This window comes from Brevundimonas vesicularis (assembly GCF_027886425.1).
Lineage (GTDB): Bacteria > Pseudomonadota > Alphaproteobacteria > Caulobacterales > Caulobacteraceae > Brevundimonas > Brevundimonas vesicularis_C.
The window spans coordinates 370,150-394,001 of sequence record NZ_CP115671.1 but is presented as its reverse complement, the minus strand read 5'-3'; the positions used below and the strand labels follow the sequence as shown (position 1 = coordinate 394,001).

26 protein-coding genes are annotated in these 23,852 nt (G+C 66.0%); 16 read left to right on the top strand and 10 right to left on the bottom strand.

Annotated features, from left to right (window positions below):
- Positions 1–106 precede the first annotated feature (106 nt).
- A complete protein-coding gene (gene trpS / locus PFY01_RS01920; RefSeq protein WP_271042201.1) occupies positions 107–1,150 on the top strand; it encodes a tryptophan--tRNA ligase in 1,044 nt (347 codons plus the stop codon).
- Positions 1,150–1,614 carry an OsmC family protein gene (locus tag PFY01_RS01915; RefSeq protein WP_271042200.1) on the top strand — a complete coding sequence of 155 codons (465 nt, stop codon included), beginning with the start codon at positions 1,150–1,152 and terminating at the stop codon, positions 1,612–1,614. Before trpS ends, PFY01_RS01915 begins: the two co-directional genes overlap by 1 nt.
- Here PFY01_RS01915 and PFY01_RS01910 read toward each other — a convergent pair.
- The 5 genes from PFY01_RS01910 to PFY01_RS01890 are packed head-to-tail and all read right to left on the bottom strand — an operon-like array spanning position 1,611 to position 4,839.
- A complete protein-coding gene (locus PFY01_RS01910; protein WP_271042199.1) occupies positions 1,611–2,552 on the bottom strand; it encodes an NAD(P)/FAD-dependent oxidoreductase in 942 nt (313 codons plus the stop codon). The two genes, PFY01_RS01915 and PFY01_RS01910, sit on opposite strands and share 4 nt — an antisense overlap.
- A complete protein-coding gene (locus PFY01_RS01905; RefSeq protein WP_271042198.1) occupies positions 2,530–3,009 on the bottom strand; it encodes an Rrf2 family transcriptional regulator in 480 nt (159 codons plus the stop codon). The genes PFY01_RS01910 and PFY01_RS01905 overlap by 23 nt, the downstream gene beginning before the upstream one ends.
- Before the next feature lie 58 nt (positions 3,010–3,067).
- On the bottom strand, positions 3,068–3,817 hold the full coding sequence (locus PFY01_RS01900; RefSeq protein WP_271042197.1) for a dienelactone hydrolase family protein: 750 nt from the start codon (positions 3,815–3,817) through the stop codon (positions 3,068–3,070).
- 52 nt (positions 3,818–3,869) lie between these two features.
- Entirely contained in the window at positions 3,870–4,508 is a 639-nt protein-coding gene (locus tag PFY01_RS01895; RefSeq protein ID WP_271042196.1) for an alpha-ketoglutarate-dependent dioxygenase AlkB, read from the bottom strand.
- Positions 4,471–4,839, bottom strand: a complete 369-nt coding sequence (locus tag PFY01_RS01890) for a hypothetical protein (RefSeq protein ID WP_066553572.1) — start codon at positions 4,837–4,839, stop codon at positions 4,471–4,473. The genes PFY01_RS01895 and PFY01_RS01890 overlap by 38 nt, the downstream gene beginning before the upstream one ends.
- 290 nt (positions 4,840–5,129) lie before the next feature.
- Here PFY01_RS01890 and dnaK point away from each other — a divergent pair, with 290 nt between their 5' ends.
- The 3 genes from dnaK (at position 5,130) to dapB (ending at position 9,161) form a co-directional block, all read left to right on the top strand.
- The gene (gene dnaK / locus PFY01_RS01885) at positions 5,130–7,037 is read left to right on the top strand and encodes a molecular chaperone DnaK (RefSeq protein WP_039246674.1); all 1,908 of its coding nucleotides are present in this window, start codon (positions 5,130–5,132) and stop codon (positions 7,035–7,037) included.
- A 175-nt stretch (positions 7,038–7,212) separates the two neighbouring features.
- Positions 7,213–8,415, top strand: coding sequence for a molecular chaperone DnaJ (gene dnaJ, locus PFY01_RS01880; RefSeq protein ID WP_055755084.1), 1,203 nt, complete (start codon positions 7,213–7,215; stop codon positions 8,413–8,415).
- Positions 8,412–9,161 (top strand): 4-hydroxy-tetrahydrodipicolinate reductase, encoded by a 750-nt coding sequence (dapB, locus tag PFY01_RS01875; protein ID WP_271042195.1) that lies wholly within the window; start codon positions 8,412–8,414, stop codon positions 9,159–9,161. Before dnaJ ends, dapB begins: the two co-directional genes overlap by 4 nt.
- A 124-nt stretch (positions 9,162–9,285) precedes the next feature.
- Here dapB and dnaQ read toward each other — a convergent pair whose 3' ends face one another.
- From dnaQ to PFY01_RS01850, 5 genes are read right to left on the bottom strand one after another with little or no spacing between them, the layout of a single operon-like run.
- Positions 9,286–10,008 carry a DNA polymerase III subunit epsilon gene (gene dnaQ, locus PFY01_RS01870; protein ID WP_271042194.1) on the bottom strand — a complete coding sequence of 241 codons (723 nt, stop codon included), beginning with the start codon at positions 10,006–10,008 and terminating at the stop codon, positions 9,286–9,288.
- A 24-nt stretch (positions 10,009–10,032) separates the two neighbouring features.
- Entirely contained in the window at positions 10,033–10,665 is a 633-nt protein-coding gene (gene coaE, locus PFY01_RS01865; protein ID WP_271042193.1) for a dephospho-CoA kinase, read from the bottom strand.
- Positions 10,662–11,492, bottom strand: a complete 831-nt coding sequence (locus PFY01_RS01860; protein WP_271042192.1) for a shikimate dehydrogenase family protein — start codon at positions 11,490–11,492, stop codon at positions 10,662–10,664. The genes coaE and PFY01_RS01860 overlap by 4 nt, the downstream gene beginning before the upstream one ends.
- Entirely contained in the window at positions 11,489–12,121 is a 633-nt protein-coding gene (locus PFY01_RS01855; protein ID WP_271042191.1) for a Maf family protein, read from the bottom strand. The genes PFY01_RS01860 and PFY01_RS01855 overlap by 4 nt, the downstream gene beginning before the upstream one ends.
- The gene (locus tag PFY01_RS01850) at positions 12,121–12,990 is read right to left on the bottom strand and encodes a pyruvate, water dikinase regulatory protein (protein WP_271042190.1); all 870 of its coding nucleotides are present in this window, start codon (positions 12,988–12,990) and stop codon (positions 12,121–12,123) included. Before PFY01_RS01850 ends, PFY01_RS01855 begins: the two co-directional genes overlap by 1 nt.
- Positions 12,991–13,440: 450 nt before the next feature.
- Here PFY01_RS01850 and hemE point away from each other — a divergent pair, with 450 nt between their 5' ends.
- The 11 genes from hemE to PFY01_RS01795 all read left to right on the top strand — a co-directional run bounded on the left by hemE (position 13,441) and on the right by PFY01_RS01795 (position 23,851).
- Entirely contained in the window at positions 13,441–14,499 is a 1,059-nt protein-coding gene (hemE, locus tag PFY01_RS01845) for a uroporphyrinogen decarboxylase (RefSeq protein WP_271042189.1), read from the top strand.
- On the top strand, positions 14,496–15,557 hold the full coding sequence (gene hemH / locus PFY01_RS01840; protein ID WP_271042188.1) for a ferrochelatase: 1,062 nt from the start codon (positions 14,496–14,498) through the stop codon (positions 15,555–15,557). Before hemE ends, hemH begins: the two co-directional genes overlap by 4 nt.
- Positions 15,554–16,021 carry a CopD family protein gene (locus PFY01_RS01835; protein WP_271042187.1) on the top strand — a complete coding sequence of 156 codons (468 nt, stop codon included), beginning with the start codon at positions 15,554–15,556 and terminating at the stop codon, positions 16,019–16,021. The genes hemH and PFY01_RS01835 overlap by 4 nt, the downstream gene beginning before the upstream one ends.
- A gap of 207 nt (positions 16,022–16,228) precedes the next feature.
- Positions 16,229–17,662 carry a transcription termination factor Rho gene (rho, locus tag PFY01_RS01830; RefSeq protein ID WP_055755074.1) on the top strand — a complete coding sequence of 478 codons (1,434 nt, stop codon included), beginning with the start codon at positions 16,229–16,231 and terminating at the stop codon, positions 17,660–17,662.
- An 82-nt stretch (positions 17,663–17,744) separates the two neighbouring features.
- Positions 17,745–17,969: a DUF6489 family protein gene (locus PFY01_RS01825; protein ID WP_055755073.1), complete on the top strand. Its 225-nt coding sequence runs from the start codon at positions 17,745–17,747 to the stop codon at positions 17,967–17,969.
- A 36-nt stretch (positions 17,970–18,005) separates the two neighbouring features.
- Positions 18,006–19,313 (top strand): tRNA uridine-5-carboxymethylaminomethyl(34) synthesis GTPase MnmE, encoded by a 1,308-nt coding sequence (gene mnmE / locus PFY01_RS01820; RefSeq protein ID WP_271042186.1) that lies wholly within the window; start codon positions 18,006–18,008, stop codon positions 19,311–19,313.
- A gap of 102 nt (positions 19,314–19,415) precedes the next feature.
- Positions 19,416–21,296, top strand: a complete 1,881-nt coding sequence (gene mnmG, locus PFY01_RS01815) for a tRNA uridine-5-carboxymethylaminomethyl(34) synthesis enzyme MnmG (protein ID WP_271042185.1) — start codon at positions 19,416–19,418, stop codon at positions 21,294–21,296.
- Positions 21,296–21,928 (top strand): 16S rRNA (guanine(527)-N(7))-methyltransferase RsmG, encoded by a 633-nt coding sequence (gene rsmG, locus PFY01_RS01810; RefSeq protein WP_271043009.1) that lies wholly within the window; start codon positions 21,296–21,298, stop codon positions 21,926–21,928. The genes mnmG and rsmG overlap by 1 nt, the downstream gene beginning before the upstream one ends.
- Positions 21,909–22,727 carry a ParA family protein gene (locus PFY01_RS01805; protein ID WP_039246649.1) on the top strand — a complete coding sequence of 273 codons (819 nt, stop codon included), beginning with the start codon at positions 21,909–21,911 and terminating at the stop codon, positions 22,725–22,727. The genes rsmG and PFY01_RS01805 overlap by 20 nt, the downstream gene beginning before the upstream one ends.
- 24 nt (positions 22,728–22,751) lie before the next feature.
- Positions 22,752–23,642, top strand: coding sequence for a ParB/RepB/Spo0J family partition protein (locus tag PFY01_RS01800; RefSeq protein ID WP_271042184.1), 891 nt, complete (start codon positions 22,752–22,754; stop codon positions 23,640–23,642).
- 26 nt (positions 23,643–23,668) lie between these two features.
- Positions 23,669–23,851, top strand: a complete 183-nt coding sequence (locus PFY01_RS01795; RefSeq protein WP_055755069.1) for a hypothetical protein — start codon at positions 23,669–23,671, stop codon at positions 23,849–23,851.
- Position 23,852: the final 1 nt, after the last annotated feature.

The following is a 23,852-nucleotide window of genomic DNA, read 5'->3' as shown; positions in this document are numbered from 1 at the left end:
CGCGAGGCCATGACGACCTCGGGCCTGATCCATGACCTGCGATGGCGCGGCTGAGCCGCCACCTGCCTCGCCACGCCTGCCTTTCGACCTTCCGAGACCCGATCCCATGACCGACCAAACCCCCGCCGTTGCGACCTATGACGGCCCTCGCCGCATCCTGTCCGGCATCCAAGCCTCAGGCGCGCTGCACCTGGGCAACTACCTCGGCGCCCTGAAGCGGTTCGTGGAACTGCAAGACCAGGGCGCGCCGGTCTATGTCTTCGTCGCCGACATGCACGCCATCACCGTGTGGCAGGATCCGGCCAAACTGACCGCCCAGACGCGCGAGATCGCCGCCGCCTATCTGGCCTCGGGCCTGGATCCGGAAAAGGCGATCATCTTCCCGCAGTCGGCCGTGCGCGCGCATGCGGAACTGGCCTGGATCTTCAACTGCGTCGCCCGCCTCGGCTGGCTCGACCGGATGACCCAGTTCAAGGAGAAGTCGGGCAAGCACAAGGAACGCTCCTCGGTCGGTCTCTATACCTATCCCGTGCTCCAGGCGGCCGACATCCTGCTGTACAAGGCCACCGAGGTGCCGGTCGGCGAGGACCAGAAGCAGCATCTGGAGCTGACCCGCGACATCGCCGCCAAGTTCAACAACGACTTCGGCGTTCCCGGCTTCTTCCCCGTACCCGAGCCGATCATCCAGGGACCGGCGACCCGCGTCATGTCCCTGCGCGACGGGGCGGCCAAGATGTCCAAGTCGGATCCGTCCGACAACAGCCGCATCAACCTGACCGACGACGCCGACACGATCGCTTCCAAGATCAAGAAGGCCAAGACCGATCCCGAGCCGTTGCCGGAAACCCTGGACGGCCTGAACGAACGGCCCGAGGCCAAGAATCTAGTCGCCATCTATGCGGCGTTGGCGGGCCTGACCCGCGAACAGGTGATCGCACAGTTCGGCGGCCAGGGCTTCGGCGCCTTCAAGCCGGCGTTGGCGGATCTGGCGGTGTCGTCGCTGGCGCCCGTGACGGCCGAGATGCGCCGCCTGATGGACGATCCGGCCGAGATCGATCGCGTGCTGAAGGCTGGGGCCGAGCGCGCCGCCGAGGTCGCTGATCCTCTGGTGGACGAGGTCAAGAAGATCGTCGGCTTCTGGAGGGCGTAATGGGGGTCTATGAAGCCAAGGTCGTCTGGAACCGCGGCGACCAACCCTTTCTGGACAAGCGCTACAGCCGGGCCCATTCCTGGAGCTTCGACGGCGGGGCGGTGGTGCCGGGGTCGTCGGCGCCCTCCAGCGTGCCTATGCCGATGTCCGATCCGGCCGGCGTCGATCCGGAAGAGGCGATGATCGCCTCTCTGTCCAGCTGTCACATGCTGTGGTTCCTGGCCTTCGCCGCCAACGCCGGCCTGGTGGTCGACACCTATATCGACGAGGCGTCGGGAAAGATGGGCAAGGACGAAAACGGCAAGCGCTACCTCGCCGAGGTGACGCTGCGCCCCTTCACCAGCTTCACCGGCCGAGAACCCGATCAAGCCGAGATCGACGCCCTGCACCACCAGGCCCACGACCATTGCGAAATGGCCCATTCGGTCCGCGCGACCATCACGGTCGAGGCGATGATCGGCTAGGCGGCGACCGCCGTCTCTTCCTCGACCAGGGACCTGAACAGGGCGTGGGCGGCGATCATGCCATCCGAGGTCGCCAGGGTGATGTTGGAGGCGGCGCGCGCCAAGTCGCCGGCGGCGAAGACGCCCGGCTGGGTCGTCTGCTGCATGGCGTCCACCTTGATCACTCGCCCCATCGGGGTGTCGGTCATCTCGCAGCCCAGCCGCTCGGCGAAGGGGCTGGCGACGCGCACATTGGCGCCGACGAAGATAGCCTTCAGGCCGACGAACCGTCCGTCGGTCAGCCGCGCGCCGCTCAGGTCCGGCGCCTCGCCCTCCAGCCGCGCGATGGGCGTGGCCTCGATGGTGACCCCGCGTCGATCCAGCAGATGGGCGTCCTCGGGCGACAGGCCCACGTCGAGATCCATGAACAGAGTGACCTGGCCCCATTCGGCGACCGTCGCCGCATACGGGACCGCGTGATCGCCGCGCCCCAGCACGCCGATGGGACCGCCGCCGATCTCATAGCCGTGGCACCAGGGACAGTGCAGGGCGGTGCGGCCCCAGCGTTCCTTCACCCCCGGGATGTCGACCAGCACGTCCTCGACTCCGTGCGACAGCAGCAGCCGGCGACCGCTTGTCCGTGTGCCGTCAGCGAAGGCGACCGAGAAACCGCCATCGATCCGTTCGACCTCGACCGCCTCCGCCATGCGGAAGGCGGCGGTCGGATAGGCCGCGACCTGAGACCGGGCGGACGCCGTGATCTCAGCGCCGGGCTTTCCGTCATTCGTCAGAACGCCATGGGCGCGAGCGGCGAACCGATTGCGCGGCCGGCCGTCGTCGATAACAAGAACGCGGCGGCGCGCGCGGACCAGCTGCATGGCTGCGGACAGGCCGGCATAGGAGCCGCCGATGATCAGGGCGTCGTGCGGCATGACGTCAGGACTTTCGGGCGTGGGCATGCAGGAGGTCTCTCTTGGGATGTTCGGCCATGCGGCGCGAGAAATCCGCCGCCAGATCGGCCAGGGTTATGTCGTTCAGGCGCGCGATCAGCAGGGCGCGGGCGGCGGCGTAGGTCTCGGCCAGGGCGTCGTTGACCGCCGCCTCGACCAGGCAGCCGTCGGCATCGACAGGCGGAGCGGCCGGAAACAGATCCGCGCCGCCGAGGGCCGTGTTCACCTGGCCCAGCGTGACCTGATCCAGCGGTCGCGAGAGACGCCAGCCGCCGCCATGCCCCTTTTCCGACGCCACCAATCCCTGCTCGCGCAGGCCGGCCATGGTTCGGCGCACCACCACCGGATTGGTCGAAAGACAGACCGCCAGCTGGTCCGAGGTCATTGGCGAGCCGGTGCGTGTCTCATGCTCGGCCATGTGCAGCAGGGCGTGGAGAATGTTGGACAGGCGGGAATCCCTTTTCATGTAACTGCAATTGTTACGTGATGGATCGCCCGTCAAGACCGCGGGTCAGTTTTCTTTTTTAGACGTGTGGCACGGCGTCGGTCAGGAAGGCGCCGAAGCGGCGGAGGGCTTCGGTCGTCAGTTTCGGATCGTGGCGCATGGGGCCATTGTTGGTGGGTTCGTCGAAGGCGTGGGTGCCCCCGGCGATCCAGCTTTCGACCTGGGAGCCGCAGTTGCGGATCATGGCGTTGACCTGTTCGGCGTTGCGCACAGTCGTCAGGTGGTCGCGCTTGCAGGTGACGGCCAGAACGCGCGGGCAATGCCGCCAGGGCTTCAACCGATTGAAGGCGAACGGCCCGACATAGGGATAGGCCAGCCAGACGGCCTTGATCCCTGACAGGTCGGCCTTGGCGGGATCGGTCACGCCGAAGGCGCCGGGCGTCGGCGCGCCGCTCATCATCTCCATGATCGACCAGCCGCCGTGGCTCCAGCCGGCGAGGGCCAGCTTCGTCGTATCGACATCAGGGCGGGCCGAAACGCCCCGGATCGCCGCCAGCACGTCGCCCACCCGCTCATAGCCCCGGAACGACAAGCCCGTGCAGACCGCCGCCAGGGTGAAGGCCCGGCCCCAGCCGCGCGGGCCGTAGGAATCGATGATGAAGGTGCGCCAGCCCGCCGCCTTGGCGACCTCGGCATAGCGGGGCAGGTGATCGCGCAGACCCCCGCAGCCGTGGAAAAGCAGCACGGCGGGGCGAGGCCGCTCGTCGTCCGGCCCGACGACGGTGACATGGGGCTCCAGCCGGGCCCAACGGCACTTCAGATCATCCATGGCCGACATACGCCGCAGCCGGACGGCGAAAGCCAGTCCAAAAATCCGATGCTCAACCGGCGCAGCGCAGCGTCAGGTTCAGCCGGCCGCCGCCGGGGATCAGGCGCGACGATCCGGCCAGAACGCGGTCGACGCCATGACGGGCAAGGCGCGCGGGTCCGGTCAGGGCGCAGACGTCGCCGCTGTCCAGCCTCAACGTCGTGGTGCGTCCGCCCTCCGCCGCGCCGATGCGGAACGTGGCCGTGTCCCCTAGCGACACCGACAGGACGGGCGCGCCGAGGTCGGCCTCGTCCTTGTCCTGGTGCAGGCCCATCTTCGCCGCATCGCGATACAGATTGACCAGACAAGCGTCCGGCGGCGTGGGCCAGCCGACCGTGGCGTGCCACAGATCGAGCAGCACAGTCGGGATCGCGGGCCAGGGTCGCCCGGTCTCGGGATGGGTCGACTGATAGCGATAGCCGCCCCGGTCGGAGACCCAGCCCAGCCGCCCGAAGTTGCTCATCTGAACCGAAAAGGGCCGACCGCCCGGCGTGGTCGGCCGGTAGAGGGGCGCGTCATCCAGCCGGGCGAACACCTCGGCGACCAGATCAGCCTGCGCCGCAGCATCGAGCGCCCCCGGCCAGAGCCGGAAGCCCTCGGTAGCGGTCTTCACCTCAACGGGTATAGGTGTATTCGCTGACCTCACAGACATTGATGCGCGACCGCGTCAGCTCCTGACCGTTGGTGAACTCGGCCTTGAAGTCATAGATGCAGGCGCCCGAGCCGTCATCGATGTTGATGCGCACATCCTGCCCGCTTTCCAGAACGTCCGAGCCCAGGATGTCCTCTTCCCAATCGTCGCTGCGCGAATCCGACGCGTAGAAGCGCAACATGGTCCAGCCGGTGCGGTTCTTGATTGTGACGTGCCGATCATAGCCGTCACGCGACTGGATGGCCGGCGCCCCAGCAGGCGGCGCGGCGGCCGCCGCAGAGCCGATCAGAACGGCGGCGGCGACGGCGGCCTTGAGCATGATCTTGATCATTGTTTCCTCTCCCTTCCTCGATCGCGATCCCCAGAGCGCGATGCAAAATCTTATGCGCCGTAATCGCCGCGCCTGCATCTTCGAATTTCACCGTTCTTCGAAAGCGTTGAATCGCATAACGCCCTTGCGGGCCGGGGGGATTTTCCCATATCGGGGCCAGCTTCGGAGAAACCCCGCGAAACTTGGGGCTATCCAGCCTGATCCACGCCAACCCAACCGGGGGCGGTCACGCGCGGCGCTTCGTCGAAGGCCGCTGCATCGCCCGCCGAACCAGAGAGACTGAAGAACACATGGCCAAGATTATCGGCATCGACCTGGGCACCACCAACTCGTGCGTCGCCGTCATGGACGGCAAGACGCCGAAGGTGATCGAAAACGCCGAGGGCAACCGCACGACCCCGTCGGTCGTGGCGATCCAGGACGGCGCGGAAGTGCTGGTGGGTCAACCCGCCAAGCGCCAGGCCGTCACCAACCCGTCCAACACCTTCTTCGCGATCAAGCGCCTGATCGGCCGCAACTTCGATGATCCCGTCGTCGCCAAGGACAAGGGCATGGTGCCCTATGAGATCGTCAAGGGCCCGAACGGCGACGCCTGGGTGCGCGCCTTCGGCAAGGACTATTCCCCGCAGCAGATTTCGGCCTTCACCCTGACCAAAATGAAGGAAGCGGCCGAGGCCTATCTGGGCGACAAGGTCACCCAGGCCGTGATCACCGTGCCGGCCTACTTCAACGACAGCCAGCGTCAGGCCACCAAGGACGCCGGCAAGATCGCCGGCCTGGAAGTGCTGCGCATCATCAACGAGCCGACCGCGGCGGCCCTGGCCTATGGTCTGGAAAAGAACGACGGCCAGAAGATCGCCGTCTATGACCTGGGCGGCGGCACCTTCGACGTCTCGATCCTGGAGATCGGCGACGGCGTGTTCGAGGTGAAGTCGACCAACGGCGACACCTTCCTGGGCGGCGAGGACTTCGATCTGCGTCTGGTCGATTACCTGGCCGACGAGTTCAAGAAGGAACAGTCGGTCGACCTGCGCCAGGACAAGCTGGCCCTGCAGCGCCTGAAGGAAGAGGCCGAAAAGGCCAAGAAGGAGCTGTCGACCACGACCCAGTACGAGGTCAACCTGCCGTTTATCACCATGAACGCCTCGGGTCCGCTGCACCTGAACATCAAGCTGACGCGCGCCAAGCTGGAAAGCCTGGTCGAGGATCTGGTCCAACGCACGATCGAGCCGTGCAAGAAGGCCCTGGCCGACGCCGGCCTGAAGGCTTCGGACATCGACGAAGTGGTTCTGGTCGGCGGCATGACCCGCATGCCCAAGGTGGTGGAAGCCGTGAAGGCCTTCTTCGGCAAGGAGCCGCACAAGGGCGTGAACCCTGACGAAGTCGTGGCCCTGGGCGCCGCCGTTCAGGCCGGCGTTCTGCAAGGCGACGTCAAGGACGTGCTGCTGCTGGACGTGACGCCGCTGACCCTGGGCATCGAAACCCTGGGCGGCGTGTTCACGCCCCTGATCGAGCGCAACACGACGATTCCGACCAAGAAGAGCCAGACCTTCTCGACCGCCGACGACAACCAGTCGGCCGTGACGATCCGGGTCTTCCAGGGCGAGCGTCCGATGGCGTCGGACAACAAGATGCTGGGTCAGTTCGACCTGATGGGCATTCCGCCCGCACCGCGCGGCATGCCGCAGATCGAGGTCGCCTTCGACATCGACGCCAACGGCATCGTCAACGTCTCGGCCAAGGACAAGGCGACCAACAAGGAGCAGTCGATCCGCATCCAGGCCAACGGCGGCCTGTCGGACGCCGACATCGACAAGATGGTCAAGGAAGCCGAGGCCAACGCCGCGACCGACAAGGCCAAGAAGGATCTGGTCGAGGCGCAGAACGCCGCCGACAGCCTGATCCACTCGACCGAGAAGGCCCTGGCCGAACACGGCGACAAGGTCGGCGCGGACGAGAAGACGGCCATCGAGACCGGCCTGGCCGAGCTGAAGACCGCGCGGGAAGGCACGGACCCGGAAGACATCCGCGCCAAGACCAACACCCTGGTCCAGGCCTCGATGAAGCTGGGTGAGGCCATGTACGCCCAGCAGCAGGGCGACGCCGCCGCCGAAGGCCAGCCGGCCGACGACGGCGTGGTCGACGCCGAGTTCGAGGAAGTGTCGGACACGGACGGCGACGACAAGAAGAGCGCCTGATCCGTCACAGGTCGCTGAAATGATACGGCCCCGCTTGTCTTGCGATAGGCGGGGCCTTTTCATGAAACTTGCATCATTGGTCCCGGACCCCATGTCAGCCGGGACATCGATTTCGACCAACGCTCGATAAGAGGCGAGGCGAAAGCGAACGGGGAAGTATGAGGACGAACGCCCGATGGCGCGTGATTATTACGAAGTTCTGGGTGTCGAACGCACGATCGACGCCCCCGGCCTGAAAGCCGCCTACCGCAAGCTGGCCATGATCCACCACCCGGACCGCAATGGCGGCTCGGAAGAGTCGATGGCCAAGTTCAAGGAGCTGTCCGAGGCCTATACGGTGCTGTCGGACGACAACAAGCGCGCGGCCTATGATCGTTACGGCCATGCGGGCGTAAATGGGGGTGGCGGCGGCAATCCCTTCGGCCAGGGCGGCCAGGGCTTCTCGGACATCAACGACATCTTCTCCCAGGTCTTCGGCGATGCGTTCGGCGACGCGTTCGGCGGACGCCAGGGCCGGGGGCAGCAGGGCGGACCGCGCCGGGGCTCGGACCTGCGCTACGATCTGGAGATCACCCTGGAGCAGGCCTACAAGGGCGAGGACGTCGAGATCGACATCCCCTCGACCATGACCTGCGACACCTGCGAGGGGTCGGGGGCCAAGCCGGGCACCAAGCCTGTCACCTGCACCACGTGCCAGGGCGCCGGTCGCGTGCGCCAGGCCAACGGCTTCTTCCAGGTCGAGCGCACCTGCCCCCGTTGCCACGGCCAGGGTCAGATGATCGCCGATCCCTGCACCACCTGCCATGGGCACGGCCAGGTGCGCAAAACCCGCACCCTGAACCTGAAAATCCCCGCCGGCGTGGACGACGGTTCGCGCATCCGTCTGTCGGGCGAGGGCGATGCGGGGCAGCGCGGCGGACCGCGCGGCGATCTGTACGTCTTCATCTCGGTCACGCCCCACGACCTGTTCGAGCGCGACAACCTGGACCTGCTGGTCACCGTGCCCGTGCCGATGACGGTGGCGGCTCTGGGCGGCGAGATCGACGCGCCCTGCCTGGTCTCCACGGCCTGCGACGGCAAGTGCAAGGCCTCCGTCGCCGTGCCGGCCGGCGCCCAGACCGGCAAGACCGTGCGCATCAAGGGCAAGGGCATGCCCCATCTGAACGGCCGCAACCGGGGCGATCTGGTGGTCGAACTGTTCGTCGAGACGCCCACCGATCTGACCGCGCGCCAGCGTGAGTTGCTGGAAGAGCTTGCCCTGTCGTTCGGGGAGGGGCAGAACCCCAGGAATTCCAGCTTTGCCGGAAAGGCGAAGCGTTTCTGGGCCGACATCCTGGGCAGTCAGGACGCGGACGGGTCGAAAGAGAACGCGGTTTGAGCGCAATCTTCCACGCCGGCATTTCCGGCTATCGCGGCCGGATGGGGCGTGCGGTCTCTCAGGTTCTGGACGCCCGTGAAGACGTGGTGGTCGCCGCACGCTTCGATTGGGGCGAAACCGCCGAGCTGTCGCTGTGCGACGTGATCATCGACTTCTCGACCCCGGCCGCCTCGGTGGCCCTGGCCCAGAGCGCCGCCGAGCGCGGCGGCCCGGCCCTGGTGATCGGCTCGACCGGCTTCACGGACGAGCAGGAGGCCGACCTGATGAAGGCCGCCGAGAAGGTCGCGATCGTCAAGAGCGGCAACTTCTCCCTGGGCGTGAACATCCTGATCGGCCTGGTCCAGCACGCGGCCCAACGTCTGGACGCCCAGGATTGGGACATCGAGATCACCGAGGCCCACCACCGCCGGAAAGTGGACTCACCGTCGGGTACGGCCCTGATGCTGGGCGAAGCCGCAGCCGAGGGGCGGTTCGCGGATCTGGATGACCTGCGCTCCAAACCTTATGATGGGGTCCAGGGCGAGCGCGAGAGCGGCAAGATCGGTTTTTCCTCCATCCGCGCCGGCGGCATCATCGGCGAGCATACGGTGCTTTTCGCATCGGAAGACGAGGTTCTGACGCTCAGCCATTCGGCCATCGACCGGTCGCTGTTCGCCCGCGGAGCCGTCGCCGCCGCCGCCTGGGTCCGCACCCGCCGCCCCGGTCTCTATGACATGCAGGACGTGCTGGGCTTCCGGCAAGCATAGTTTTCGAGGCGCTGACGCGCCGCGCTACGTTCGCCCCCGGGTCTGATCCTCGATCAGCCCAAGGAAAGGCTCTGCGGTCGCTCCCTTCTTGAGCGCATTCAATGCGGTCTGTTAGAACCGTATACTACGCGGCGTCTTCTTGCGCGGGCAGGCCGTAGGCTTCCCACAGCGAGCGATCCTTCAGCGCCTTGGCGAGGAAGGCGACGTGGGCGGCCTGTTCCTCGGGCGTGGAGCGCGGCGCCAGGGGGCGAGGGCGCTGGCCGTAGGCGGTGGTTTCGATGACGCCGCCGGGACCACGACCACCCGGCGCGGACGACAGGTCCAGCACCCGTTCCTTGCCGCCGCGAAGCTCCAGATAGACCTCGGCCAGCAGACGGGCGTCGATCAGGGCGCCGTGCAGCGTCCGCTCGACCAGCGACACCTTGTAGCGTTTGCAAAGGGCGTCCAGCGAGTTGGGCATGCCAGGAAACCGCGTCTGAGCCAGTTTCAGCGTATCGATCCAGCGCGCCTCGCCGGTAATCGGCCGGCCGCACCGCGCATATTCGAAGTCGATGAAGTTGCGGTCGAAGGCGGCGTTATGGGCGATCATCTGCGCATCGCCGATGAATTCGATCAGCTCGTCGGCGATCTCGGCGAACTTGGGCGCATCCTTGACCTTTTCGTCGGTGATGCCGTGAACCCGGATGGCGTCGGGCGGGATCAGCCGCTCGGGATTGACGAACCGGTGGAAGGTGCGGCCCGTCGGCAGCAGGTCCTGGATCTCGATACAGCCGACCTCGATCAACCGGTCGCCCGTCTTGGGGTCGAAGCCGGTGGTTTCCGTATCCAGAACGATCTCGCGCGCCATTCGCCCTTAATGGCGGTATTCGCCTCAGCGCGAAAGGCTCCCCGCGCCGCGCCGGGGAGATATCCACGACGGGTCCAGAACGGCGGCGACGATCGCCTCGACCTCGGCCCGCGCGGCCTCCAAACCCAGGCCAGTGTCGATGATGAAATCCGCGCGCGCACGCTTTTCGGCGTCCGGCATCTGCCGCGCCAGGATGACGTCGAACCGTTCGCGGGTCATGCCGGGACGGGCCAAAACGCGCTCCGCCTGGATCGCCGGATCGGCGGTGACCACCACCACGGCGTCGACGGCCCTGTCTCCACCCGTCTCGAACAGCAGGGGGATGTCCAGAACCGCCAGTTTACTACCCACCGAGCACGCTGCCTCCAGATCCGCCGCGCGCCCCTGGGCGACCAGGGGGTGGACGATGGCTTCCAGACGATGGAACGCGGTGTCGTCTTTCCCAAGCGCCTCAGCCAGACGCGTGCGATCGACCGCGCCGTCCACGACGACGCCGGGAAAGGCTTCGCCCACAGGACCGACCGCCTCACCGCCGCGCGCGTAGAGGCGGTGGACCGCGTCGTCGGCGTTCCAGACGACGGCCCCCAAATCGGCGAACATGGCCGTCGTCGTCGACTTGCCCATGCCGATGGAGCCGGTGAGACCGAGCAGGATCATGCCGCCTCGCCCAGATGCGTCATCAACAGGGCCCGAAGATCGAGAGGCGGCGGCGGGCGGCGGAACAGGGCTTCGAACGACGGCGCCGCCTGGCCGATCAGCATGGCCAATCCATCCACGGTCGGCAGGCCGCATTCGCGCGCCGCCGTCAGAAACGGCGTGGCCAGCGGCTTGTACGTCATGTCCATCATCACCGTGCCGGGCGCGATCCGATCGAAATCGATGCTGGGCGCAACGCTGAGCGCATTGATGACCAAGGCTGCGCCGTCAAAAGCGGCCTCGGCCGTCATGACCCGTACGGAGGGTCCAAGATCGGCGGCCAGGGCCTGGGCGCGTTCGGGCGAACGGTTGACGATGCGCACCTCTGCGCCGGCTTCGACCAGGGCGCCGGAGCCTGCGCGGGCCGCGCCGCCGGCGCCCAACATCACCACCGGCCGCCCGGCCACGTCCAGGTCCGGCGCCTGTTCCTTCAGGCCGAGCATCAGGCCGACTCCGTCGGAACTGTCGGCCAGCACCCGCCCGTTTTCGAACTGCAGGATATTGGCCGAGGACGTCAGCCGCGCCGCCGCCGTCGCCTGATCCGCCAGGGCGAAGGCCTGTTCCTTGAACGGGGCGGTGACGTTCAGCCCCATGATCAGACCGGCGCGCCCCGCGGCGACCAAGGCCTGAAACCCGGCCGCATCGGCAGGGGCGAAGGGAACGTAAGCGCCGTCGATCCCGCCGGCCGCCAGCCAGGCGTTGTGGATGACCGGGCTGAGCGAATGGGCGACGGGATTTCCGGCGATCCCGGCGACCATGGCGGCCCCGGTTATGCGGTGCGTACTCATGCCGCGATCACCCCCGCCCGACGCAGCTCTTTCAACACCGGCCAGAGCGGCAGGCCCAGCACCGTGAAATAGTCGCCGTTCACCGCTTCGAACAGCTGCGAGCCTAGCCCCTCAAGCCGGTAGGAACCGACGCAGGACAGCAGGGCCTCGCCCTCGGCCGACAGATAGGCGTCGAGGAAGGCGTCCGAGAAATCGCGCATCCGCATCTGAACCGTACCGACGCCGGACCAGACGATCTGGCCCTTGGTCGCCAGCGCTGCGCCGGAGTGCAGTTGGTGCGACTTGCCGCGCATCGCTTTCAGCCGCTCGCGCGCCGCGCCCAGAGACCTGGCCTTGGAGACCAGGCCGCCGTCAAAGGCCAGGGTCTGGTCCGAGCCCAGCACCCAGGCGGTCTCCTCATCACGCGAAACGGCCAGGGCCTTGGCTTCCGCCAGACGAACGGCGAGGGCGGCGGCGTCCAGGTTGCTCGACACGGCCTTGATGGCGTCCTCGTCCACATCGGCGACGCGCACCTCAAAGGCGACGCCGGCGTTTTCCAGCATGGCGCGGCGAGCCGCGCTTTTGGACGCCAGGATGAGAGTGCCGCGCTCAAGCAGCGCGGAGGGCGATACCGAAACAGCGGCGCTCATCACCAGGTGGTCCCGATCTTGCGGTTGCGATGCTCGCTCAGCAGATTGGTGATCGCCGCCGCGGTCTCTTCCACCGAGCGGCGGGTCACGTCGATGGTCGGCCAGCCGCGCCGCTCGAAGGCCCGCCGAGCCTTGATCGTCTCGTCGCGCACGGCGTCCTGATCGGTATAGTTCGACGACTGGCTGGCGTTCAGATTGTCGATGCGGTTGCGCCGGATCTGAACCAAACGATCCGGCGACACGGTTAGGCCGATCACCAAGGGGTTCTTCAGCTTGGTCAGCCGCTCGCCGTCCTCCTGGCCCGGCACCAGAGGCACGTTGGCCGCCCGGATGCCCCGGTGGGCCAGATAGATGCAGGTGGGGGTCTTGGATGTCCGGCTGACCCCGCACAGAACGACGTCGGCGCCCTCCAGCTGATCCAGAGAGCCTTGGCCGTCGTCGTAGGCCATGGCGAAGTCCAGCGCCGCGATCCGGTTGAAATAGTCGTGGTCCAGCGCGTGCTGGGCGCCGACGCGGGTGGACAGGGCCGCGCCGAGATAGCGCGACATGGCCCCGACCAGCGGATCCAGCGCGCCGATCTGGGGCATGTCCAGGCGACGGCAGCCTTCTTCCAGCTGCTCGCGCAGATCGCGGTCGACCAGGGTGTGGAGAACGACGCCCGGCGCGGACTCCACCTCCTGCAACACCCGTTCCATCTGCTTTGCCGATCGCACCAGGGAATAGATGTGCTCGATCGGAATGACGCCATCGAAGCGCGCGGTCACCGCCTTGGCCATGGCGTTCAAGGTCTCGCCGGTGGAGTCTGACACCAGGTGAACGTGGAAATAGGTGGCCAGACGGGCCGGTCCCGAGGGTCTCGCAGGGCTCATGAGACTGTCTGTCTCCCTGTTGAAAGTTGGGGGACGGCGTTGGACCGTCGGGGCGCCGTTTTTCTTAGCCGCTGATCGATCCGCCCGCGAGCGGGGATGATGGTGGATCGCATCGGTCGTCCGCCGCCGGATCATCCCAAGGCGGAAAACCGAATTTCCAACCGCTGTGGAAAATCCTAATGAAAGGTTAACGGCGCTTAACCGCGTTCACAGCCGCAAGTCCCCGCAAACCCTTGCCCGTTAAGGTTTCGTTAGGGATTGTCCACCGGCGGGATCAGCCGTTTCGACATCCCCGTTAACGACACGCCAGGCGTGGATATCCGCTTTTGTTCCGCCGCCTCCGATCGAGTCATCCCCGCCATTCCACCGCCCTACCTGCCACTTCGAATCTTTTAATTCTTAATCTGATTAGGGATTGAGAGCGGGGGGCTGTGACCTTAATCCTCCGGGATGACCGATCAGACCCAGACTGCCGATCCGACACCCTTGGTGCTCCGGGCTCTCCGCGGGGAGACGTTGGAGCGTCCGCCGGTGTGGTTCATGCGCCAGGCCGGTCGGTATCTGCCGGAATATCGCAAGCTGAGGGCCGAGGCGCCCGACTTCATCGCCTTCTGTCTGAACCCCGAAATGGCCGCCGAGGCGACGCTTCAGCCCATGCGCCGGTTCGGCTTCGATGCGGCGATCGTCTTCGCCGACATCCTGCTGATCCCGCGCGCCTTGGGCCAGGACGTCTGGTTCGAGACGGGGGAGGGGCCCCGCCTGGGCGAAATGCCGATCCCGGGTCGGATGGCCGAGCTCGCCCCGGCGGCGGGCGAGCATCTGTCGGCGGTAGGTGAGACCCTGTCGATCGTGCGCGCGGCCCTGGAGCCGGAACGGGCCCTGATCGGCTTCGCCGGCGCGCCCTGGACCGTGGCGACCTATATGCTGGACGGCCAGGCGCGCAGCATCGGCAAGGGCGAGCGCGCCCAGGCCCGCACCTATGCCTATGCTGATCCCGAGCGCGTCGATGAGACGCTGGAGGTTCTGGTCGAGGCCACCGCCCGATATCTGAAGATGCAGGCGAACGCCGGAGCCCAGGTTCTGAAGATCTTCGAGAGCTGGGCCGAGGGCTTGCCGGACGACCTGTTCGAAAGACTGGTCCTGAAGCCCCACCAGGCGCTGGTGAAGCGCACGCGGGAGCTGGGGGTCACTGTACCCCTCATCGGCTTCCCACGGGGCTCTGCGGCGCTCGCAGAGCGGTATGCCGAGGCGGTCGAGGTCGATGCCGTCGCCCTGGACACCGCTTGCCCGCTCGAGGTCGGCAAACGGGTGCAGCAGATCAAGCCTATCCAGGGGGCGCTCGACCCGCTGTTGCTGCGCGCCGGCGGGGATCTGCTGGACCGACGTGTCGATCAGCTGATGGAAGCCTGGGGGCAGGGGCCCTGGCTGTTCAACCTCGGCCACGGCATCCTGCCGGACGTGCCGATCGACCATGTCGAACAGGTTTTGAGACGGATCGGCGCCCAATGAGCGATGCGACCCCCGGCCGCCGCATTGCGGTGGTGCTGTTCAATCTGGGCGGGCCGGACGATCAGGCTTCGGTCAAGCCGTTCCTGTTCAACCTGTTCAACGACCCAGCCATCATCGGCCTTCCGGGGATCTTCCGCACGCCTCTGGCCAAACTAATCTCCAGCCGGCGCGAAACCAGCGCCCAGGCCAACTACGCCCTGATGGGCGGGGGATCGCCGCTGCTGCCCGAAACCCGTCGTCAGGCCGAGGCTTTGCAGGCGGTGGTTGGCGCGCGGCTCGATGGCGATGAGGTCAAGGTCTTCATCGCCATGCGCTACTGGCATCCGTTGACCGAGGAGACGGCGGCAGAGGTCGCCGCCTTCGGACCCGACGAGGTCATCCTGCTGCCGCTCTATCCGCAGTTTTCGACCACGACGACGGAATCCTCGCTGAAGGCTTGGAACGCCGCCTATACCGGCCCGGGCGTCAGCCGCGCCGTCTGCTGCTATCCGGCCGCGACAGGCTGGGTTGAGGCCCAGGCCCAGGCGATCGGCGAGAAGCTGGACGAGGCAGTGGGTCAGCCGGTGCGGGTGCTGTTCTCCGCCCACGGCATCCCCGAGAAGCTGGTGACCGGCAAGGGCGATCCCTATCAGGAGCAGATCGAGACGACGGTCGCCGCCGTCGTCGCTGCCATCGAGGCGCAGCGCGGGGAGATCGACCACGCCATCTGCTACCAAAGCCGGGTCGGGCCGATGAAATGGCTGGGCCCGTCAACGCCTGAAGCCATTGAAACCGCAGCCAAAGATGGCGTTGGGGTCGTCGTGACGCCTATCGCCTTTGTCTCGGAGCATATCGAGACCTTGGTCGAGCTGGATATTGAATATGGCGAACTGGCCCACGAAAAAGGGGCCAGTCCCTATTTGCGGGCGCCGGCCGTGGGGATCGAGCCTCTGTTCATCGACGCTTTGGCCGACGCGGCAGTGGGCGCACTATCCCACGCGGGCGTCGCGCCGTTCGGCCAGGGGTGCAAGGCGGACTGGAAGGCCTGTCCGCATCGCAAGGGAGGGCAGGCGGCATGAACCCCTATGATCTCGCACGCGGGCTGCACATTCTGGCGGTGATCGCCTGGATGGCGGGTCTTCTGTTCCTGCCTCGGCTCTACGCCTATGACGCCGAGCAGAACGCCAAGCCCGAACCGCTGAAAAGCGAAATGCAGACCCTGTTGCGCCTGTGGCAGACGCGGCTGCTGCGCATCATTCTGAACCCGGCGATGATCCTGGCCTGGGTGTTCGGTCTGTGGCTCATCCACATCGACGTCTCGGCGCGCGGCGCCGCCTTCCTGGGCGAGCCGTGGATGGTCGCCAAGCTGGCTGGTGTCGTCCTGCTCAGCGGCTGGCACGGCTTCTTGGCGGCCCAAAGAAAGAAGATCGCCGCCGGCACGTCGAAATATTCAGGCAAGTTCTGGCGCATGACGAATGAGGTTCCGTTCGTCCTGGCCATCATCATGGTGCTGTCGGTGACGACGGAGTGGACGTTCCGATAAGCGGCTCCGCTTGACCTGACCCGCCGCCTGTGGTTCCGCTGGCGGCGAACCGTTCGGCGTCCTGCGCCGGCGGTCCCTCTCTTTCGTGACGCCTGCAGGCCTTGGAGCCAGCGGGAGCCCGTCGCACCTCCCTTCGGCCTACCGGCCAGACATTTTCAGAGACCCGCGCCGCAGCCGTCTGGCCGTGTGCGCCCGCGAGCCTGCATCATGACCGACGTCCGCGACACCAATCCCGACACCCCCGAGAACGAAGGCGTGGAGGTTGAAGCCCCCACCCATCACGGCGCTGCGCATGAAGCGGGCGAGGCGGCGGGCGCCGATTCTGGCGTGGACACGACGGCGGATGACGAAGAGGACGGCGAGCCCGTCGTCGCCAACGGCCGCATCACGCTCGCCGAGCTGAACGAGAAGACCCCGGCCGACCTGGTCGCCTTCGCTGAACAGCTGGAGGTCGAGAACGCCTCGAACCTGCGCAAACAGGATTTGCTGTTCGCCATCCTGAAGGCCCTCGCCGACGAAGAAGTCGAGATCATTGCGGACGGCGTGCTGGAAATCCTGCCGGACGGGTTCGGCTTCCTGCGCAGCTCGGACGCCAACTATCTGCCGGGTCCGGACGACGTCTATGTCTCGCCGTCGCAGATCCGCCGCTTCGGCCTGCGCTCGGGCGACACTGTCCACGGGGCCGTGCGGGCGCCGCGCGAAGGCGAACGCTACTTCGCCCTGCTCAAGGTCGACACGATCAATCTGGAAGACCCCGAAGCGGTCAAGACCAAGGTCCTGTTCGACAACCTGACGCCGCTCTATCCCGAAGAGCGACTGCACATGGAGATCCAGGATCCGACGCTGAAGGATCGCTCGGGTCGGGTCATCGATATCGTCGCGCCCTTGGGCAAGGGCCAACGCTGCCTGATCGTAGCGCCGCCGCGCGTGGGTAAGACGGTGATGTTGCAGAACATCGCCAAATCGATCGAGCGGAACCACCCGGAGGTCTTCCTGATCGTCCTGCTGATCGACGAACGCCCCGAAGAAGTGACAGACATGCAGCGCACGGTGAAGGGCGAGGTCGTCGCCTCGACCTTCGACGAGCCTGCCACCCGCCACGTCGCCGTCGCCGAAATGGTGATCGAAAAGGCCAAGCGTCTGGTCGAGCACAAGAAGGACGTAGTGATCCTGCTGGACTCCATCACGCGTCTGGGCCGGGCCTACAACGCCACCGTCCCCTCGTCGGGCAAGGTGCTGACGGGCGGTGTCGACGCCAACGCCCTGCAACGGCCCAAGCGCTTCTTCGGCGCCGCGCGTAACGTGGAGCAGGGCGGTTCTCTGACCATCATCGCCACGGCCCTGATCGACACCGGCAGCCGCATGGACGAAGTGATCTTCGAAGAGTTCAAGGGCACGGGCAACTCGGAAATCGTGCTGGACCGCAAGGTCGCCGACAAGCGCATCTTCCCCGCCATCGACGTGCTGAAGTCCGGCACCCGCAAGGAAGATCTGATCACGCCGAAGGATCAGCTGGCCAAGACCTACGTCCTGCGCCGCATCCTGAACCCGATGGGACCGCAGGATGCGATCGAGTTCCTGCTCGACAAACTGCGTCAGTCGAAGAACAACTCGGACTTCTTCCAGTCGATGAACACCTGATCCGTCATCCTCAAGCAGCAACGCGCCGCGCGTGTGGCGTTAGGGTAGAAATGGCGTTTCACGTGAAACAGGAGACCATGCGGTGAAGGTCAATGTAGAAGTCGATTGCACGCCGGCGGAGGCGCGCGCATTCCTCGGTCTGCCGGACGTGACGCCGCTGAACGAGGCCATGGTCGCGGAGATGCAGAAGCGGATGGAGGCCAATGTCGCCGCGATGCAGCCCGAGGAACTGATGAAGACCTGGACTAGCTTCGGCCTGCAGGCCCAGGACCAGTTCCGACGCCTTATGGAAGCGGCGGTAAAGTGAGCATCCGCCCTCTCTGGAGCCGCTCGGTCTGAGTTGATGATCGACACCATCTTCGCCTTGGCGACGCCGCCCGGCCGAGGGGCCATCGCGGTGCTCCGTTTGTCCGGCCCGAGCGTCGAGGCCGCGTTGACGGCGCTGGGCGCAACCCGTCTGAAACCGCGCATGGCGTCGGTGCGCGATCTCAGCCATGCCGGCGATCAGATCGATCAGGCGCTGGTGCTGCGTTTTGTGGCGCCCAACAGTTACACGGGTGAGGACGCGGCAGAATTGCATCTGCATGGCGGTCGCGCGGTCGTTGAGGCAGCCAGCCGCGCCTTGATCGCGCTAGGCTTGCGACCGGCGGACCCCGGCGAGTTCACGCGCCGCGCATTTCAGAACGGCCGCATGGATCTGGCACAGGCCGAGGCGGTCGCCGATCTGATCGATGCGGAAACCAGTGCTCAGGCTAAGCAGGCGTTGGGGCAGTTGGACGGAAAGCTGAGCAAGACTTATGCTGGTTTTCGTCGAGATCTTCTTCACGCCCTAGCCCTGGTCGAGGCCGAGATCGATTTTCCGGATGAAGAGGTGCCGGACAATCTGGCCCGTACGGCGGGGCCGGTGCTGGAGCGACTCGGCGCCGACCTGCGACGCGCGGTCGATACGGGGCGGCGTGGCGAACGGGTGAGGGACGGCTATCGCATTGTCCTGATCGGAGAGACCAACGCCGGCAAGTCGTCGCTGTTCAATGCGCTGGTTGCGCGTGAAGCGGCCATCGTGACGCCGATCGCCGGCACCACGCGGGATGTGCTGGACGCCGATCTGGTGATCGGCGGCTATGCCGTGACATTGTCGGATACGGCCGGCTTGAGAGATAGCGATGACCCGGTCGAGGCGGAGGGTGTGCGCCGCGCCCGGATGCGCGCCGAGCAAGCCGACTTGCGTGTTTGGGTTCGCGCGCTTGGCGACCCGGACGGGGTGGCTGCGGCCTACGTCAAGGATGGCGATCTGATCGTGGCGACCAAGTCCGACCTTGGCGTCAGTTTAGCACGCGTCGGCCATGAGACTCTGGCGGTTAGCACCACCACTGGCGATGGCTTGGCCGAGCTTCGGGACTGGATTGCTGCTCGTCTTGCGCAAGATCTGTCAGGCGCCGATTTCCCTGCCGTGACTCAGGAGCGCCATCGGTTGCGTTTGCTCGAGGCATTGGAAAGCGTCGATGCGGCGCGTGCGGCGCTCCATGTTGCGCCCGAAATGGCGGGCGACGACTTGAGGCGGGCTGCCGACGCTCTGGCGCGCGTTACGGGTGCGATCGGTGTCGAGGACATTTTGGGCGAAGTCTTTTCGACCTTCTGCATCGGAAAGTAGGCCTAGCCATACCGGTGTTTCACGTGAAACAGAGCCAGGTTGCAGTCCGATGTCATTGGCCTTCCTATGGCGATTACACGCGTTTTGGCTTATGTGGCGGCGATGAATTCTCCCTCTGATCCCGTATTCGACGTCGTCGTCATCGGCGGCGGCCATGCCGGCTGCGAAGCGGCGGCGGCCTCGGCACGGGCCGGGGCCCGCACGGTTCTGCTGACCCAGAAGCTTGAGACGATCGGCGAGATGTCGTGCAATCCGGCCATCGGGGGGCTGGGCAAGGGGCATCTCGTTCGCGAGATCGATGCCATGGACGGCGTCATGGGCCGGCTGGCCGATGTGTCCGGCATCCAATTCCGCCTTCTGAATCGATCCAAGGGCGCCGCCGTTCGGGGTCCGCGCAGTCAGATCGACCGTCGCCTCTATCGCGAGGCCATGCAGGCCGAACTGAAGGGTACGCCCGATCTGACCCTGATGGCGGGAACAGCCGAGAGGCTTATCCTTGAAGGCGACCGTGTGGTCGGCGTCGTGACCGGCGCAGGAGAGACCGTTCGCGCCGGGGCGGTCGTCCTGACGACCGGCACCTTCCTGAACGGGGTCATCCATCGCGGCGACGAGCGCGTCCCGGCGGGGCGGCATGGTGAGGCGCCCTCGACGGGTCTGGCCGCCGATCTCCACGCGGCCGACCTGATGATAGGGCGTTTGAAGACGGGCACACCCGCACGCCTGGACGGTCGGACGATCGCCTGGGATCGTCTGGAAATGCAGCAGGCGGACGAGGCGCCGTCGGCCTTTTCCTTCCTGACCGACCGGATCGACGTGCCCCAGATCGCTTGTGGCGTGACCCACACGACAGAGGAGACCCATCGGATCATCGCGGAGAATCTCGGCGAGAGCGCCGTCTATGGCGGCAAGCTGTCGGGCCGGGGGCCGCGTTATTGTCCATCGATCGAGGACAAGGTCGTTCGGTTCGCGGACAAGACGAGCCATCAGATTTTCCTTGAGCCGGAAGGGCTGGACGATCCCACGGTGTATCCGAATGGGATCTCGACCTCGGTATCGGAGCCGACGCAGCTCGCCTTCCTTCGCACCATTCCGGGACTGGAAGCAGTTGAGGTCTTCCGATACGGCTACGCCATCGAATACGACTACGTCGATCCGCGCGAGCTGACGGCGGCGCTCGAAGTCAAGAAGCGCCCCGGGCTGTATTTGGCCGGACAGATCAACGGCACCACAGGTTATGAGGAGGCTGCGGCTCAGGGGCTGATGGCAGGGCTGAACGCCGCGCGATCGGCGGCCGGGCAGGAGCCGGTGATCCTGGGGCGTGATCAGGCCTATATCGGCGTCATGATCGACGATCTGGTCACGCGCGGCGTCACCGAACCGTACCGGATGTTCACCAGCCGGGCGGAATATCGGCTGACGCTGCGGGCCGACAATGCCGACCTTCGGCTGACGCCGCTTGCGATCGCGCTGGGCATTGTCGGCGAGAAACGGCGTGTTCGTTTTGAATCCAAGGCTTCGGCGCTTGCGGCAGCGAGCGCTGTTTCACGTGAAACACTATTTACGCCCAATGAGGCCGGTGCGCTCGGCATTTTGGTCAATGCTGACGGTCGTCGGCGGTCGATGCGCGAACTGCTGGCCTTCCCCGATGTGACTTTGGATCAGTTCGTTTCGGCCGTGCCCGTCATCGCCGACTGGGCCGATGACGTTAGTGAGCAGGTTCAAATCGACGCCGCCTACGCCAACTATCTGGATCGTCAGTCACAGGATGCGGATGCGCTGAAGGCGGAGGAGGGGCTGATGCTTCCGACCGATCTCGACTACGGCGCCGTCGGCGGCTTGTCGAACGAGGCGAAGGAAAAGCTGGCGCGCGTCCAACCGCGCACCCTGGGTCAGGCCGGTCGGATCGAGGGCATGACGCCTGGCGCTTTGACGGCGCTGCTGGCCCATGTGAAGCGCGCGCCCAAGGCGCCGGTCGCGGCTTGATGTTGGAGGCTGAACAACAGGCGTTCCTTGCACGCTCGAATGCGTCAGCGGAGCAGATCACCGACCTCGAGGCCTTTCGGCTCCGGTTGGTCGAGGCCAATGCGGTGATGAATCTAGTTGGTCCGGACAGTCTGCCGGACTTCTGGAATCGCCATGTCTGGGATAGTGCGCAACTGCTCGATCTGGCGCCCGCCGCGAAGACCTGGGCGGATCTGGGGGCAGGGGCCGGCTTTCCCGGACTGGTCCTTTCCATCATGTTGAAGGGGGAGGAAGGGGCGCATGTCTGGCTGATCGACAGCCTGGCAAAGCGCTGCCGGTTTCTTCAGGAGGTGGTGGATGCGCTGTCCTTGCCGGCGACGGTCATCGTCGGCCGGGCAGAGGCGCAGTCCGTGACGTGTGACATCGTCACCGCCCGCGCCGTGGCCCCGATGGACAAACTGCTGGGTTATGCACAGCCCTACTTCCAAAGGGGTGCACAAGGTCTCTTCCTGAAGGGGGAACGTGCCGAATCCGAGTTGATCGAAGCGCGCAAATCCTGGCATTTCGAGGCTGAACTGGCCCCGTCGCAAAGCGACGTGCGCGGCCGCATCGTGACAATCCGGAGCCTCCGCCGTGCCCGCTCAACGCGCTAGAAAGCCCGCCCGCGTCCTCGCTGTTTCCAACCAGAAGGGCGGGGTTGGCAAGACGACGACGGCGATCAACCTCGGCACCGCTTTGGCCGCAATCGGCGAGCGTGTGCTGATCGTGGATATGGATCCACAGGGCAATGCCTCGACGGGCCTGGGTGTTCCACGTGAAACACGGCGTGTCACGATCTATGATGTCGTTGTGGATCAGCGCTCAATCGCCGATGCCTCGGTGCAGACGACGGTGCCGGGTTTGTGGATCGTCCCGGCCGACGCCGATATGTCGGGCGTTGAGATCGAGCTTAGCCAGGCGGATCGCCGATCCTACCGGCTGCGCGACGCCCTGCGCGCCCACGACGATGGCCCTACCGCGTATGACTATGTGCTGATCGACTGCCCGCCGTCGCTGAACCTGCTGACGCTGAATGCGATGGCGGCGGCGGATGCGGTGCTGGTGCCGCTGCAGTGCGAGTTCTTCGCCTTGGAAGGCCTGAGCCAACTGATGCGCACCATCGACATGGTCAAGCACAGCCTTAACCCATCGCTGGAAATCCAGGGCCTGGTCCTGACGATGTTCGATCGTCGCAGCGCCCTGTCGGGTCAGGTGGCGAACGACGTCCGCGCCCACTTCGGCGACAAGGTCTATGAGAGCGTGATCCCGCGTAACGTCCGCGTCGCCGAGGCGCCGTCGTTCGGCAAGCCCGCGCTGATCTATGATCTGAAGTGCGCCGGCAGCCAGGCCTATTTGCGGCTGGCCAAGGAAGTGGTGAAGCGCGAACGCCAGCGCCTGAAGCTGGCCGCCTGAGTTTATTAGAAACGGAACAGTATCTTGGCTGAACGACAAAGAGGTCTGGGCCGCGGCCTTTCGGCATTGATGGGACAGGACGCCGAGGCGCCGGTCGCATCTGACGCGCCCGTGCCCGCCGGTGTGCAACGCGTACCGATCGAAAGCCTGAAGCCCAATCCGGACCAACCGCGGAAGACCTTCCGCCAGGAGGATCTGGAGGAACTGACCGCGTCGATCCGCGACAAGGGGATTCTGCAGCCGATTTTGGTGCGGACCCAACCGGGTGAGGAGGGCGTCTGGCAGATTATCGCCGGCGAACGCCGCTGGCGGGCGTCGCAGGCGGCGCGCCTGACCGAGGTGCCGATCGTGGTCCACGAGATGGACGACGTCGAGGTGTTCGAAGTCGCGATCGTCGAGAACGTCCAGCGCGCGGACCTGAATCCTCTGGAAGAGGCCGAGGCGTATCGCGTTCTGATGGATCGCTTCGGACGGACGCAGGATGCGGTGGCGGGCGTGGTCGGCAAGAGCCGCAGCCATGTGGCCAACACCATGCGCCTGCTGCAACTGCCCGAGCGGGTGCTGTTCTATGTGCGCGAAGGCAAACTGTCCGCGGGTCACGCCCGGGCCCTGATCAATACGCCCGATCCGGGTCAGTTGGCGGACATCGCCTTCGTGGACGGTCTGAGCGTCCGTGAGACCGAGGCCCTGGCGCGCCGTGCGGTGGAGGGGCCGAAGCCGACGAAGAGCAAGTCGGCGTCGGCGGCCGCAGGCGGGGAGGGGGCGGCCGATGTCGCCGCCCTGCAGCAGGACTTGGCCGATGCGCTGGGCCTGAAGGTCCAGTTGTCGGACAAGGGCGGCAAGGGCGAGCTGACGATCGGCTACGGCTCGCTGGAGCAGCTCGACGACCTGTGCCGCCGTTTGATGCGCGGCTGACCGCTAGACTGTGCTAGGGTGTCGATATGACTGAAGACACGACACCCACCGCCGCCGACAAGCTGAAACAGGCGCTCGCCGCCAAGAAGGCCAAGGCGGGTCATGGGTTCAACGCCCAGCCGGGCGCCAAGGCCGAAGAGAAGGCTGTGTCGGCGCGCAACGTCGCCATGGCCCAGCCCGCCTTCCGCAAGGCGTCCAAGCGCGGCTAGG